This is a genomic window from Flavobacterium adiutor (assembly GCF_048282555.1).
Classification (GTDB): Bacteria; Bacteroidota; Bacteroidia; order Flavobacteriales; family Flavobacteriaceae; genus Flavobacterium.
Genome location: NZ_CP182487.1, coordinates 274,521 through 289,064, shown reverse-complemented (window position 1 = coordinate 289,064; position 14,544 = coordinate 274,521). Strand labels below are relative to the sequence as shown.

Here is a 14,544-nt window from a genome sequence, read left to right as displayed (position 1 = left end):
GTTTCCATAATTTAAAAGTTAACATTTAGCCCCAACATATATGTACGAGGCTGTGGGTAATACCCAACATCAATTCCCTTTGCCCACGGTTGCGTCAAGTTACCGTTGCTGTCTCTCGCAGTGTTACCGAATCCAATTTCAGGATCCATCCCTTTATATTTTGTAAAGGTGAATAAGTTATTTGCGGCAACATACAATCTGAATTTGCTGAAGAAATTGAGCTTGTTTGTCAATTTTGCTAAATCACAACCAAAAGCAACATTCTTAATTCTAAAGAAATCTGCATTTTGAACATACAAGTCCGAAAACTTGGTATAGTTCCCGTTAGAGTCCGTACCGTAAGTAACTCTTGGAATTCTGTTAGAACTTCCTTCTGTGGTCCATCTGTTTAAAATATCTGTAGTATAGTTCGTGTAACCACGTGTTGGATCATGAATTCCGTAAACATTTTGGTTTCCTGCTACTCCATAAGTATTAACTGTTAAGTCGAATGCTTTGTATGATAAGTCAAAATTGAATCCATAAGTAAAATCAGGGTTTGGATCTCCAATTTTCGTTTTATCATTGGCATCAATTTTTCCATCTCCATTTAAATCTACAAAACGGACATCTCCAGGCGCTGCACCAGGTTGTACACTTGCTGCAACTTCTGCAGCATTCTGAAAAATTCCTGCTGTTTTTAATCCGTAGAAATAACCTATTGGCTGCCCAACCTCAACACGGTTCAACTCATCTGTTCCTTGAAATAACAGATTTGAATCTCCATGAATAATTCCTTCACTATTAGCAACCCTTATTACTTTGTTTTCATTATGCGAAAGGTTGGCGTTTACAGCAAAATTCCAATTTTCATTAAACTTAGTATGGTAGGCTAAAGCTATTTCAAATCCTTTATTCTGAATATCTCCTCCATTAATATAAGGAGCTGTAGCACCTGCATAAACAGGAATAGAAGCTAAAACCAGCCAATCTTTTGTCTTCTTATCGTAGTAATCAAATGTTAATGTGAAGTTCTTAAATAAAGTAGCATCAAATCCAAGATCTAACTGCTCTGACGTTTCCCATTTTAAATCAGGATTTGAAAGCTGGTCCGGAGTTGCTCCGGTTTGTAAAGTTTCTGTTCCTGTTCCAAAATGATAATTTTTATTGTATGAACTAATCGTTGACATATAAGAAAAAGCAGGAATCTGATCGTTTCCATTTTGTCCCCAGCTGGCTCTTATTTTCAATGAATTTAAAACTTCATTTTCTTTAAAGAAAGCCTCTCTATCAACATTCCAACCTACAGACACTGACGGAAAATATCCATATCTGTTTGAAGCTGCAAAGTTCGATGAACCGTCTCTTCTTAAAGTTGCTGTAAATAAATATCTGTTGTTGAAATCATACAACAAACGTCCGAAATAAGACTGAATAACATAATCAGCACGATTTCCTTTCACTGTATTTGAAGTCTGGTCTGTTGCATTACTTAGATAGGCATGATCAAAATCATCAAACGTTAGACTTTTACCCGTTGCTTCCATGAAATCTGAAGTATTCTTTTTGGCAGAAGTACCCACTAATACATCAAAATTATGAACTCCGTTTAAAGTTCCTTTGTATTGAACTGTGTTTTCAAAAATCCAGCCCAAAGATTTAGTTGCATTTTGAGTAACGCTCGAAACCGTATTATTATCATTTGAAGAAAGAGAATAAACCGGTTTGAAAGATCGGTAATTACTATCTGTCATATCAACACCAAAACTTGTTCTGTAAGTAAAATTTTTAAAGAGTTTTAATTCTGCAAAAATGTTTCCAACATAACGGTTTGATTTTGTTTCATTGAAGTTATTATAATACAATGATCCCAACGGATTGCTAATATCTGCTGAAATCGAAGAATGAGCAAAATCTCCATTTGCATCGTAAGCCGGATCTATTGGTGCTGCATTCAAAAAGCTTCGGATCGCATTGTTGTAAATACCCTGATCGGCAACTCCAGAACTTTTAATATTGGCAAAAGAAAAGTTTTCTCCAATTTTCAGATAATTCTCAATTACTTCTGAAGTTGAATTTACATTGAAAGTTATACGATCGTATTGCGACTGATTGGTTGCTCCTCCAATCATACCTTCTTGTCCATAATATGATAATCCGGTTGCTATTGTAGATTTTTTGTCTCCTCCGCTAATAGAAAGTGAGTGATTTTGTTTTATGGCTCCTTGCTTAAACAAATCGTCCTGCCAGTCATGGTTTGGAAATGCATCTATTTGTGTTTGTGTATACAAAGGTGTAAAACCAGAATTTACACGAGCCTCATTCATGATGGTAGTATATTCCTGTGTATTTAATAAATCCAGCTTTTTAGCTACTTGCTGAAATCCTGCATAAGAATTAAAAGCCACATTAATTTTTCCGTCTTTTCCTTTTTTTGTGGTCACCAAAATAACACCATTTGCCGCCCTGGCGCCGTAAATTGATCCTGCTGAAGCATCTTTTAAAATATCCATTCTTTCTATTGAAGAAGGATCAAGATATCCAATTCCGTTATCTACAACAACTCCATCAACCACATACAAAGGCGTATTATTTCCTGCTGTTCCAACTCCACGAATGTTTACTGCCATTCCTGCTCCCGGCTGTCCAGAAGTCGAAGTAACATTTACACCCGCAGCCTGACCTTGTAACGCATTTACAACATCAAGAGTCGCCACCTGCTGAATATCTTTTCCGGAAACTAATGAAGTTGCTGCAGTATTTACCTTTTTCTTTTGTGTACCATACCCAATAACAACAACTTCTTTTAAATCTGCAGCTTCAGATTTCAAAACAATTGTTATCATTTTTTGGCTACCTACAGTAATACGCTGGGTTTTGTATCCTAAAAAACTCACCGAAATTATATCGCCCGTTTTAGCTTCTATTTTAAAATTTCCGTCAAAATCTGTTGAAGTTCCTCTTTTAGTTCCTTCAATTCCCACAGTAGCTCCGGGAATTCCCATGCCGTCGTCTGCTGATTTTACATTTCCGCTTACAAATTGAGATTGCTCTTGTGCAAAACCCGACTGCATCGTAAATAGACTAAGCAACAGCATCAGATAAAACTGGAGCATCGTTGGTTTAATACAGTAATTGCTTTTCATAATCATTAATAATTTTGTTAAAGTTTGTTGTTAGTTGTTAGTTGTTTTTAATCTAATTAATACGCATTAAAATATTTGTTATATGTTTTTACCTGGCATCGCTGCAACACTTCTCTTTTTGTAAAATTCTTATCTGTATTATATGCTGATTTTTATGAAATATGCTTTGGCAAACTTTAATGAAATAAACATGAATCATCAGGAACTTCACCCAATATGTTCTATGAAGTTTTGGATATGATCTATTGTTTCAAATAAGCTTATAGTCAAAACACATTTATCTTATGGTTAATTTGACTACAAGTGTAGTCAATTTTTAGATGTTAACAAAAAATTACCTTGTTTTTTTTGTATTTAAAATAATACTGGAGATATTTTTACACATAAATCATTTTAAATCACCACTTTCAAATTGCTATCATTTAAAAATATTCATTATAAAACTTTAAAAAATAGCTATTTTAGACATTTATTGAAATTTTAATGAATTATTTTCAATAGTAAACCAATAATACCTTCTATTTAAAAATATATAACTGTTTAAGCGTAAAGTGTTATTTTTATTTATTTAATTTGTCAAAATTTTAACAGATGATCGACAATTTGAATAATGGTATTTTCATAAAAAATGATTCTTCAGTGATGAATGCCATTACAATTGATTGTGTCATATTTGGGTTTGACCAGGGAAGCCTGGAAGTTCTTTTAATTCAGCACGGAGAAGGAATTAGTAAAGGTAAATGGGGACTTCCAGGAGGATGGATTAATAAAAAAGAAAGCATAGATGATGCTGCTCACCGGTTATTGAATGAACTTACGGCATTAGATCACATTTATCTGGAACAGCTGAAAGCGTTTGGAAATCCGCACCGATTTCCTCTCAGACGTGTTATCACAATTGGGTATTACGCCTTAATAAAAAGAGAAAATTATAATATTCAACCAGGTTTTACAGCATCGGATGCAAAGTGGTATAAGATTAACCAAATTCCTGATCTGATTTATGATCATAGCGAAATACTGGCTTATAGTCTAAAACAGCTACGAGAAAGAGTTCGTCAGGCACCAATTGGATTTAACCTTTTGCCGGAAAAATTCACTCTGCTGCAATTGATGCATTTATATGAGGAAATATTAGGAATCGAAATGGATAAATCTAATTTCAGGCGAAAAATTCTTCACATGAAATTACTGGTGGCTCTCGATGAAAAACAACAGGATGTTTCACACAGAGCAGCCAAATTATACAAATTCGATTCAGAAATTTATACAAAACTTACTGAAAAAGGATTTAATTTTGAATTTTAAACCAGCCTTATAAAAGCAAAAATGGCATTTTTACACTCTAAAAAAACTTCCAGAACTTATGTTGGAGAGCCCTCTGAAATTCAAAATCCGGTAATTGACGGAATCACCATCGACTGTGTTATATTTGGATTCAATAAAGGAAACCTTGAAGTTCTTCTGGCACATCATGCCGAAGGAGAAAGTATTGGAAAATGGGGACTTCTTGGAGGATGGCTCAAAAAAGAGGAGAGTTCTGATGACGCAGCGCAAAGAATTTTATATGAATTAACGAGTCTGGACAACATCTATCTGGAACAGCTAAAAGCCTTTACAAATCCTAATCGTGTACCTGGAAGGAGGGTTGTAACCATTGGTTATTATACATTGGTGAATCGCGAAGATTATAATGTAAAAGCCGGACTCACCCTGATGGAAGCCACCTGGCACAAAATTAATGAACTACCAGATCTTATTTTTGACCATAAGGAAATCATGCAATTCAGCTTAATGCAACTTCGTAACAGAGTACGTCAGGCTCCAATCGGATTCAATCTTTTGCCTGAAAAATTTACTCTATTACAACTCATGCACCTCTATGAAGAAATATTGGGAATCGAACTCGACAAATCTAATTTTCGAAGAAAAATTCTGCATATGAAATTGCTTGTCGCTTTAGATGAAAAACAACAGGACGTGTCCCACAGAGCCGCAAAATTGTACAAATTTGATTCGGAAATTTACAAAAAACTGACTGAAAAAGGGTTCAATTTTGAATTTTAAGACTGAAATTGGTTTTCAAAAACTAACTATCCGGCAACTACATTCCAGAATCCAAAACTTTGCGCTATATTTGCGCCTTAATAACACGCTCTAAAGTATTTACAGCAGGGCAGATTCATACCCAAAATTTACTAAAAAACTCGTTTAGAGAATTGAATATAAAATGAAGAAGATACGTAACTTTTGCATTATTGCACACATTGACCACGGTAAAAGTACACTGGCAGACCGATTACTGGGCGCTACACAAACCGTTACAGCACGTGAAGAAAAAGCACAATTGCTTGACAACATGGATCTGGAACGTGAGCGCGGAATCACCATTAAAAGTCATGCCATCCAGATGGAGTACACTTACAAAGGAGAAGAATATATTTTAAATTTAATTGACACTCCCGGTCACGTTGACTTTTCATACGAAGTTTCACGATCTATCGCTGCCTGCGAAGGGGCACTTTTGATTGTGGATGCTGCGCAAAGTATTCAGGCACAAACGATTTCAAACTTATACCTGGCTTTAGAAAATGACCTGGAAATTATTCCGGTTTTAAATAAAGTCGATTTGCCAAGTGCTAATCCGGAAGAAGTTAGCGACGATATTATCGATTTATTAGGATGTAAACTAGAAGATATTATTCATGCTTCGGGAAAAACTGGTTTTGGTGTTGAAAATATTTTGGCTGCCATTATTGAAAAAATTCCGGCTCCAAAAGGAAATCCGGAAGAGCCTTTACAAGCGTTGATTTTTGACTCGCATTATAATCCGTTTCGCGGAATTGAAGTAATCTTTAGAGTTGTAAACGGCGAGATCAGAAAAGGACAAAAAATTAAGTTCATGGCTACAGGCAATGAGTATTTTGCCGATGAAGTAGGTACTTTGAAACTGAATCAGGTTCCGAAAAATGTGATTTCGACAGGAGATGTTGGGTATTTAATTTCGGGTATTAAAGAAGCAAAAGAGGTAAAAGTGGGTGACACGATTACAGATGCCAAAGCCCCGACTACCAATATGATTACAGGTTTTGAGGATGTAAAACCAATGGTTTTCGCCGGAATTTACCCTGTTGACACGGAAGATTTTGAAGATTTACGTGCATCAATGGAAAAACTACAGTTAAATGACGCTTCGCTAGTATTCTCTGCAGAAAGCTCGGCTGCATTAGGTTTTGGTTTCCGTTGCGGATTCTTAGGAATGTTACACATGGAAATTATCCAGGAACGTTTAGAGCGTGAGTTTAATATGACCGTAATTACTACTGTTCCAAACGTTTCGTATTTGGCTTATACTAAAAAAGAACCAGATACACCGATTATCGTAAACAATCCGAGCGACTTGCCTGAGGCAACAAAATTAGACCGGGTAGAAGAACCTTACATCAAAGCAACCATTATTACCAAAGTTGATTTTGTGGGGAATGTCATGAGTTTGTGTATTGAAAAACGTGGACAAATTACCAATCAGACGTATTTAACAACAGAACGTGTTGAATTGAATTTTGATATGCCATTGGCGGAAATTGTATTTGATTTCTATGATAGATTAAAAACAGTTTCAAAGGGATATGCCTCTTTTGATTATTCTCCAATTGGAATGAGAGAATCAAAATTGGTTAAAATGGATATTTTGCTAAATGCGAATCAATTAGATGCGCTTTCTGCCTTAATTCACGCTGATAATGCCTATACTATTGGTAAGAAAATGTGTGAAAAATTGCGTGAATTAATCCCACGTCAGCAATTTGAAATTCCGATTCAGGCTTCAATTGGTGCTAAAATCATTGCTCGTGAAACCATCAAAGCGCTTCGTAAAGACGTTACCGCAAAATGTTACGGTGGAGATATTTCGCGTAAGCGTAAACTTTTGGAGAAACAGAAAAAAGGTAAAAAACGTATGAGACAGGTTGGAAACGTTGAGATTCCGCAAGAGGCGTTTATGGCTGTTTTGAAGCTTAATGACTAAAATTTAAGTCCTTAGTTCCTAGTCATTAGTAATTAGATTTAAACCCAATGACGTAAAAGTTGTTGGGTTTTTTGTTATGTTTTCTAATGTTGTTATACGTAGTGCCCCACTCCTGTGCGCCTCTACAGACATTTCCGGCACTTACAAAAATTAGAAAAACCTTAGTATCTTAGTACCTCAGAAACTTAGAAACTTCAAAAAAATGGACGAAACCCCAAAACGATTTGACCGGATTGTCGCCATCCTGATTCAATTGCAATCCAAGAAAATTGTAAAAGCGCAGGAACTGGCGGATCGTTTTGAGTGTAGTTTGAGAACCATTTACCGGGACATCAGAACTCTTGAAGCTTCGGGAGTTCCTATTTACAGTGAAGCTGGTGTTGGTTACGCTTTGATGGAAGGCTACCGATTGCCTCCGGTGATGTTTACGCGTGAAGAAGTCAGCAGCTTTATCGCTGCCGAAAAACTGATGCAGAAGTTTACTGATCCGACTCTTGGAAATCATTATGCATCAGCGATGTATAAACTGAAATCGGTTTTGAGAAGTACCGATAAAGATTATCTTTCGAATATTGAATCGAGGGTAATGATGCAGACTGCTGAACCGCTGTTTAACGACAATTCGCCCAATACTTTAGCGGTTCTTTTTGAAGGAATTGCCGAGAAAAAGCAGATACTGCTGACTTACAAAACGTTTTCAAAGGAGGAAACTACGCAGCGGAATTTAGAACCCGTTGGCGTTTTTCACGACAATAACAACTGGTATTTCCTTGGCTACTGTCATTTACGAAAAGATTATCGACAGTTTAGAACTGACCGGATTCAGGGCATTAAAAAAACAGAATTTGATTTTACCATAGAACACGATTCTCTGGAAACCTATCTGACTAAAACAGAAACCTGCCCTACCACAAAAGTCCGAATTTTAGTGGATAAAAAGATCGTACGGTATTTATCTACAGAACGAAAATATCATGGTTTCATTTCAGAAAAAGAAGTTGACGGACAAATCGAAATGACTTTTATGTGCCGTGATATCGATAATGGTTTTCCCCGATGGTTTTTGATGTTTGGAGATTACGCTACAATTCTTGAGCCCGAAAGTCTTAAAACAAGAACTTTAGAACTGTTAGAAATCAACAAACAGAGACTTTTATAAAAAAATTCTAAAGAAACTAAGTTGCATTAGAGGTTTTTGATTTTTAATGCTGCTGTTTTACAACATTATAAAAATTATAATCGGTATTTGAGGCATCTGTAATTCCGATATTCCGACCCATTGTTACAATCTGACCTCTGTGATAAGTGGCGTGATTATTAACCTGAGTCCGATTATTCGATAATTTGTTATTTATTGAATATCCTGCAAGTTTTTTTCAACCTTGTAGGTATGAATGCTGGTGCTAAGATACCTGCAAGGTCTCGAAAAAGACATTGCAGGAACATTAACAGACATAATTTATTTGTAAATAAGTGTTATGCTGTATTAATCGAACTCAGGTTATTAAATAAAGTTACAATGAAAATTTCATCTGATTATCTTTCCCAAAAAAATGGCGGCTCTATATTTAAAGCTCTTAAATACACATAAGCCTGACCGCGGTGATGGATCTCATTGTCTATAAAGTATAAGATATTCTGAATAATCGGAAATTCATACTGTCCGAAAAGTTTAAAAGTCTCGTTGAAATCTTCTACAGATAACTGCTCCCAGTATTTATTGATTTCCGCTGTAGCTTCATCCCATTTTTCAAGATATTGCGCTTTAAAAATCAATTTCTCCTCTCCTTCAGTATAAGGCTGGCTATCGCGGTTTACAATTGCTTTAAGTCCCGGAGCAGCAATTGCCAGAAGTTCATCGACTAATTTTGCAAATGGACGCATTCCGCCTATTGAAAATTCGAAGAAATCCTTTTCAGGAAAAATCTCGATTAAACGACGTGTTAGTGCTCTGTGGCCCTGCCAGTGTTTCAATAAATCTTCTGAAGTAATTACTTGCGCTTCTAATGTTTTCATAATTTTAAAGTTTTAATTTGTTGATACTTCAAAATTATGAAGGGCTGGTGACAACAGTTTGTCAGTAGGAAAAATAAAAAATCAATTATTTTATACTCATTTGTTTTTTAGCCATTCAAACAAACGGTTAACATCTTCAAATTTGAATAACTGTGTGCCTTCATTCATTGTTGCAGCAGATCCGCAGGCCACTCCCCAACGAATTACTTCTTTGAGATTTTTGTTTTGAGAAAGTGCCCAGACCATTCCGCCCACCATACTGTCACCGGCTCCTACAGTACTTTTTTTCACTACATTGGGTGCAGGAACAAATTCGCATTGATCTTTAGTTACCAGAACAGCTCCTTGAGGTCCCAGTGAAACCACTACAATTTCTGCACCTCCTTTAGCGATGATTTCTTTGGCAGCTTCGTCAACTTCTTCGGTTTCCAAACGTTCAACCCCAACCAGTTTTGCCAATTCACCAACATTAGGCTTAATCAGATAAGCACCGGTTTCTAATACTTTCTTTAATGCTTCCCCAGAAGTATCGACTATCAATTTTGAATTTGATGATTTCGCAATTTCAGCCACTCTCTGATAAAAATCTGAAGACAGCCCTTCATTTAAACTGCCGCTTGCTACCAAAAATTCTGGTTTTAGATTCGAAATTGTTTGCAATACTTTTTGGCTTTCCAAATCCGATAAAGTTCCTCCTGAAAAACCAAATCGATATTGCGAATTGGTATTGTCATCTACCGCAATAAAATTTTCTCTTGTAGGAGTTTCGGTTTCTATTACTTCAAAATCTATCTTTTCTTTTGTGATCAATTCTTTTAACATTACGCCAACTGGACCTCCAGATGTGAAAATTGCTAATGAACTTCCGCGAAGACGGGAAATCGCTTTAGAAACGTTTATTCCGCCACCACCCGCATCAAACTGAGGCTCTTTACATCTTATTTTCTGTTCAGGAATCAAACCTGAGAAATGGGTGCTTTTATCTACGGAAGGATTTACTGTGAGGGTTACTATATCAAATGCTTTCATTTTTTAGAGTATTTAGAGTACATGGTTTGAACTAAACTTCTATGCAATTTAACAAATTAAAGACTGTAAAGCTCATTTTTTTCGAAACACAAACACAAATCATAAAATATTGAAAATCATTATTTTAAAAAAAATAATTTCGTAACTTTAAGTAAATCAACTCATAAAATATGAATTAATGAAATCTGCTCTGCTTCTGGTTTTACTATTTTATTCGGCTTTATCTTCGTCACAAGGAATTATAGTCGATACTACAAGTCTGACTATACCTGAACTGGTTAGGCAAGAGTTGATGCAGAATGCCTGTGCCAGTGAAAGCAATTTCAAATTTTCATCACGGCTGGGGATTGGAAAATTTACCAATACCAATCCTAATTTTCCCATTACACACGGAATTATTATTCGGAATGGGATTGCCAAACATACTGAAGGATCTTATACCGGGGTCAAGGAAAGTAGCCAGTTGAATAATAACAATGATAGCGATTTACAGAATATAAGCAATGAGAATGGTCAAATTGTTCCTGTTACCGATGTGAGTTATCTTCAGTTTGATTTTACCCCTTTATCGAGTAATTTTAGTTTTGATTTTCTTTTTGCTTCCAATGAATATGGCGAATTTCAGTGTGGTTTTAGTGATGTTTTTGCCTTTATTCTGACCGATTTAACGACAGGAATTTCTAAAAACCTTGCAGTTGTTCCGGGAACATCAACACCTGTTTCTGTTAAAAATATTCGGCATCAGCAGTACAATTCTTCCTGTTTGTCTGCCAATGCCAATTTATTTGACCGTTATAATGTAACCAATTCTGGAACTTCGGCCATCAATATGAGAGGAGAAACTAAGATTTTGAAAGCGTCTTCATCTGTAATTCCAAATCGGACATACAGCATCAAACTGGCCATTGGCGATTATAACGACAGCAAGTATGACTCAGCAGTTTTTATAAAAGGAGGCAGTTTTATAACCACAATGGATTTAGGTCCCGACAGGATTATCTGTGAAGGAGAAAGTGTCACACTACAATCCGGGCTTGCGGGAAATTATGATTATGTGTGGACACTAGACGGATCAGTAATTCCTGGCGAAACAAGCAGCTCACTCACACTTAACAGAGCCGGAAGATACGGACTTACAGCAACACTTTCAGGCTGTATAATCAAAGATGAAGTAGTGATTAAAGATTTAGTCATTAAATCTCCCAAAGATTTGATTGCCTGCTACAATACAAATGGCATCTACCAATATAATTTAACCCAGAATAATGTAACTGCTTTAGGAATTGACCCTGCTAAATATGCCATTTATTATTTTGATTCTTTAGCAGCGACCAATGCAAACGGTCCGGCAATACCACAAAACCAATTAAGCTCTTTTACAAGTTCCGGAAACCAGACTATTTATATAAAAGCCGTACCGGTAAACAACAATAACTTTTTCTGTAACAACGTAATCTCTTTCAATTTGCTGGTAACTCCCGCTATCAACATTGTAAAACCTGCTGACATTAGCGTTTGCAACAACATTTCCGGAAGAGTTATTGTAGATTTAACCACTCAGGAAAGCGCCATACTAAACGGGCAGAACCCTTCGGATTACAAAATCAGATATTACACTAGCCAGACAGCCGCAAACAGTGGCACGAATAATATACCTGATCCAAAGGCTTTCAACACTTCCACAGCGCAAACACCGCAAACTATCTGGGTGCGGGTTGAAAACATTTCTAGTTCAGTTTGTTTTGCTACTGTGAGTTTTAACATAAACATTTTTTCTCTTCCGATAGTAGATGACATTCCGGATGCAGTAGCCTGTAGCAGCTACACTTTACCACCAATTACAGCCGGGGAATATTATACGGGATCTGATGGAACAGGCACTAAACTGAATGCCGGCGATATTATTACCAAAAGCGGTGTTTACTACATTTTCAGCAGATCTGCAGCCAACGGTTGTACCAATGAAACCTCTTTCAATGTACTCCTGATATACGAACTTAGTTTTAAAAAAGAAGCCTGCGGTCAATATACGGTTCCGCGTGTAGGGGCAGGTGGATTTTTTACTGCTTCTGGAGGACAGGGAAATGCTATTCCGGCGGGAACAATTTATACCACAAATCAGACTATTTATTATTATGCCAGAATCAATGGAACAGTTTGTCGTGATGAAACTTTATCATTTGTGGTTTATCCCCTGCCAGTAGTAGACAAACCAGACAATGTGGTGACCTGTAACTCCTATACGCTTCCTGCTCTCGCAAATGGAAATTACTATACCGCATCAGGAGGCAAAGGAACTCGTTTAAATGCCGGAACCAATATAACATCCAGTCAAACGATATTTGTTTTTGCAAACGACGGAAGATGTACCAATCAACATTCCTTTAAAATAGATATTATAAAATCTTCTGCCTTTGTTCCAATTACAAGATGCGGAAATTACATTTTACCACCTGTAGCAATAGGCGGTTATTATACCGCACCGGCAGGACAGGGTCAAAATATTGCGGCCGGAACCAAAATTACCACTTCACAAACCGTGTATTATTATGCCAACACTACAACTTCTCCTAATTGTACCGATAACTTAAAATACGAAATCACCATAAAAACACTGCCATTGGTAGACACACCTGCCAATAGACTGGAATGTGAGCGGTATGTACTGCCCCCTTTGGTAAACGGAAAATACTATACCAAAACCAACGGCGGAGGAACAGCCTTAAAAGCCGGGGATGTCATCACCGCAACACAGACCATTTATGTTTATGCCACAAACTCAGATTGTACCAATGAACATAGTTTTGTGGTTGAAATCAGGAAACGTCCATTGGTGGATAGTTTTACAGATGTGGTTACCTGTACCGCTTTTAAACTTCCTGTATTGAAAAACGGAAAATACTACACCGCAACCGGAGGTCCGCATGGCCAGGGAACCCAGATCCCCGAAGGCACGCTCATCAACACCACACAGACGATTTACATTTATAATGAATTGACCGATTTTACAAGCTGCAGTAATGAAACTTTTTTCAGGGTAAATTATAACGGAATCGATGTTGGCACTTTTACCGACATCAATGCCTGCGACAGCTATACCCTGCCTCCGTTACAATTAGGAAATTATTACACACAATCGGGAGGAAAAGGCACAGTTATTCCGGCAGGAACCATTTTAACAACATCCCAAAGAATATATGTTTATGCCGTTTCCGGAAACCGTTTGACCTGCACAAGCGAAAAGAACTTTTTAGTCAGCATTTCAGCAACTCCTGTGCTCACAAGCATTCCTGATGTTGCCATTTGCGGAAGCTATACATTACCACCTTTATCCGTTGGGAATTATTACAGCGGACCCAATGCAACCGGAACACGTTATACATCCGGACAGCAAGTAACCGCCAGCCAGCAAATGTATATTTATGCTACGGCACCAACAAACCCTAATTGTACTGCTCAGGACGATTTTTATATTACAGTGTATGCTTTGAAAAAACTGGCCTTACAAAACGAAATAATCTGCGTTGACTTTCAAACCGGAACTACGCTTCGTACGGCAGAATTAAGGTCAGGTCTTAATCCGGCCATCTATACGGTCGACTGGTATTTAGCCGGCAATAAAGTAGGTTCTGGCCCAAATTACATTGCTGTCAAAGAAGGAACTTATACCCTTCAAATCAACAAAAAAACACCCGATGTTGGTAATGATTGCGGTTACAATCCGGCTACAGTTGTTGTCGAAAAATCAAGTCCCGCAGTGGCATCGGTAAACATGACCGAATCATTTCGCGAAAATACTGATGTTACCGTAACACTCCACAATGGTTTTGGAAACTATGAATACCAGCTCGATGACGGCAGTTTTCAAACCAGCAATGTCTTTTATGATGTAGCTTCCGGAGAGCATGTTATTACTGTACGAGATGTCAAAGGAAACTGCGACGATCAGATTCTCATTATCAATGTACTCAAATACCCTAAATTTTTCACTCCCAACAACGACGGCTACAATGACACCTGGAACATTCCCGATCTCGCTTACCAGCCCGATGCCTATATCAATATCTTCGACCGGTACGGAAAAACCATTAAACAGATCAAACCTTCCGGAGCCGACTGGGATGGCAACTACAATGGCGACCCGCTTCCTTCTACCGATTATTGGTTTCAGGTTTTTTATACTCTAAACGGAACACCTCAGGTTTTCAGGGCACATTTTAGCATGAAACGATAATTTAGTCTGTTGTATAACCAGCCTTCTAAATCCTATAACTTCCCTAATACTCGTCACTCGAAAACAGTTAAGCTATCATCGTTGGATTCGTTGATTCTTTAAATGTGTTGCTC

General features: G+C 37.2%; 8 protein-coding genes and 1 pseudogene. 5 read left to right on the top strand and 4 right to left on the bottom strand.

The genetic code is table 11. The features are described from left to right. Positions 1-11: 11 nt before the first annotated feature. On the bottom strand, positions 12-3,125 hold the full coding sequence (locus tag ACNC7R_RS01135; RefSeq protein WP_417939159.1) for a SusC/RagA family TonB-linked outer membrane protein: 3,114 nt from the start codon (positions 3,123-3,125) through the stop codon (positions 12-14). 591 nt (positions 3,126-3,716) lie between these two features. Here ACNC7R_RS01135 and ACNC7R_RS01130 point away from each other — a divergent pair. From ACNC7R_RS01130 to ACNC7R_RS01115, 4 genes are all read left to right on the top strand, one after another. After that, positions 3,717-4,433 (top strand): NUDIX hydrolase, encoded by a 717-nt coding sequence (locus ACNC7R_RS01130; RefSeq protein WP_417939158.1) that lies wholly within the window; start codon positions 3,717-3,719, stop codon positions 4,431-4,433. A gap of 21 nt (positions 4,434-4,454) precedes the next feature. Continuing rightward, a complete protein-coding gene (locus tag ACNC7R_RS01125) occupies positions 4,455-5,192 on the top strand; it encodes an NUDIX hydrolase (RefSeq protein WP_417939157.1) in 738 nt (245 codons plus the stop codon). 163 nt (positions 5,193-5,355) lie between these two features. Continuing rightward, on the top strand, positions 5,356-7,152 hold the full coding sequence (lepA, locus tag ACNC7R_RS01120; protein ID WP_417939156.1) for a translation elongation factor 4: 1,797 nt from the start codon (positions 5,356-5,358) through the stop codon (positions 7,150-7,152). 202 nt (positions 7,153-7,354) lie between these two features. Continuing rightward, positions 7,355-8,311, top strand: coding sequence for a helix-turn-helix transcriptional regulator (locus ACNC7R_RS01115; RefSeq protein ID WP_417939155.1), 957 nt, complete (start codon positions 7,355-7,357; stop codon positions 8,309-8,311). A gap of 43 nt (positions 8,312-8,354) precedes the next feature. Here the strand turns inward: ACNC7R_RS01115 and ACNC7R_RS01110 are convergent. From ACNC7R_RS01110 to ACNC7R_RS01100, 3 genes and pseudogenes are all read right to left on the bottom strand, one after another. Next, positions 8,355-8,465 (bottom strand): annotated as a pseudogene (locus tag ACNC7R_RS01110) (damage-inducible protein DinB); the annotation flags it as partial. Between the two features lie 223 nt (positions 8,466-8,688). Then, the gene (locus ACNC7R_RS01105) at positions 8,689-9,168 is read right to left on the bottom strand and encodes a DinB family protein (protein WP_417939154.1); all 480 of its coding nucleotides are present in this window, start codon (positions 9,166-9,168) and stop codon (positions 8,689-8,691) included. A gap of 96 nt (positions 9,169-9,264) precedes the next feature. After that, on the bottom strand, positions 9,265-10,197 hold the full coding sequence (locus ACNC7R_RS01100) for a 1-phosphofructokinase family hexose kinase (protein ID WP_417939153.1): 933 nt from the start codon (positions 10,195-10,197) through the stop codon (positions 9,265-9,267). A 178-nt stretch (positions 10,198-10,375) separates the two neighbouring features. Here ACNC7R_RS01100 and ACNC7R_RS01095 point away from each other — a divergent pair, with 178 nt between their 5' ends. After that, positions 10,376-14,431 carry a choice-of-anchor L domain-containing protein gene (locus ACNC7R_RS01095; protein WP_417939152.1) on the top strand — a complete coding sequence of 1,352 codons (4,056 nt, stop codon included), beginning with the start codon at positions 10,376-10,378 and terminating at the stop codon, positions 14,429-14,431. The last annotated feature ends 113 nt before the right edge of the window (positions 14,432-14,544 follow it).

What these genes read in the sequence shown, in the direction of transcription:
- ACNC7R_RS01130 (WP_417939158.1), top strand. Translation starts at nt 3,717, where the DNA reads ATGATCGACAATTTGAATAATGGTATTTTCATAAAAAATGATTCTTCA.
- ACNC7R_RS01095 (WP_417939152.1), top strand. Translation starts at nt 10,376, where the DNA reads ATGAAATCTGCTCTGCTTCTGGTTTTACTATTTTATTCGGCTTTATCT.
- ACNC7R_RS01115 (WP_417939155.1), top strand. Translation starts at nt 7,355, where the DNA reads ATGGACGAAACCCCAAAACGATTTGACCGGATTGTCGCCATCCTGATT.
- ACNC7R_RS01105 (WP_417939154.1), bottom strand. Translation starts at nt 9,168, where the DNA reads ATGAAAACATTAGAAGCGCAAGTAATTACTTCAGAAGATTTATTGAAA.
- lepA (WP_417939156.1), top strand. Translation starts at nt 5,356, where the DNA reads ATGAAGAAGATACGTAACTTTTGCATTATTGCACACATTGACCACGGT.
- ACNC7R_RS01100 (WP_417939153.1), bottom strand. Translation starts at nt 10,197, where the DNA reads ATGAAAGCATTTGATATAGTAACCCTCACAGTAAATCCTTCCGTAGAT.
- ACNC7R_RS01135 (WP_417939159.1), bottom strand. Translation starts at nt 3,125, where the DNA reads ATGAAAAGCAATTACTGTATTAAACCAACGATGCTCCAGTTTTATCTG.
- ACNC7R_RS01125 (WP_417939157.1), top strand. Translation starts at nt 4,455, where the DNA reads ATGGCATTTTTACACTCTAAAAAAACTTCCAGAACTTATGTTGGAGAG.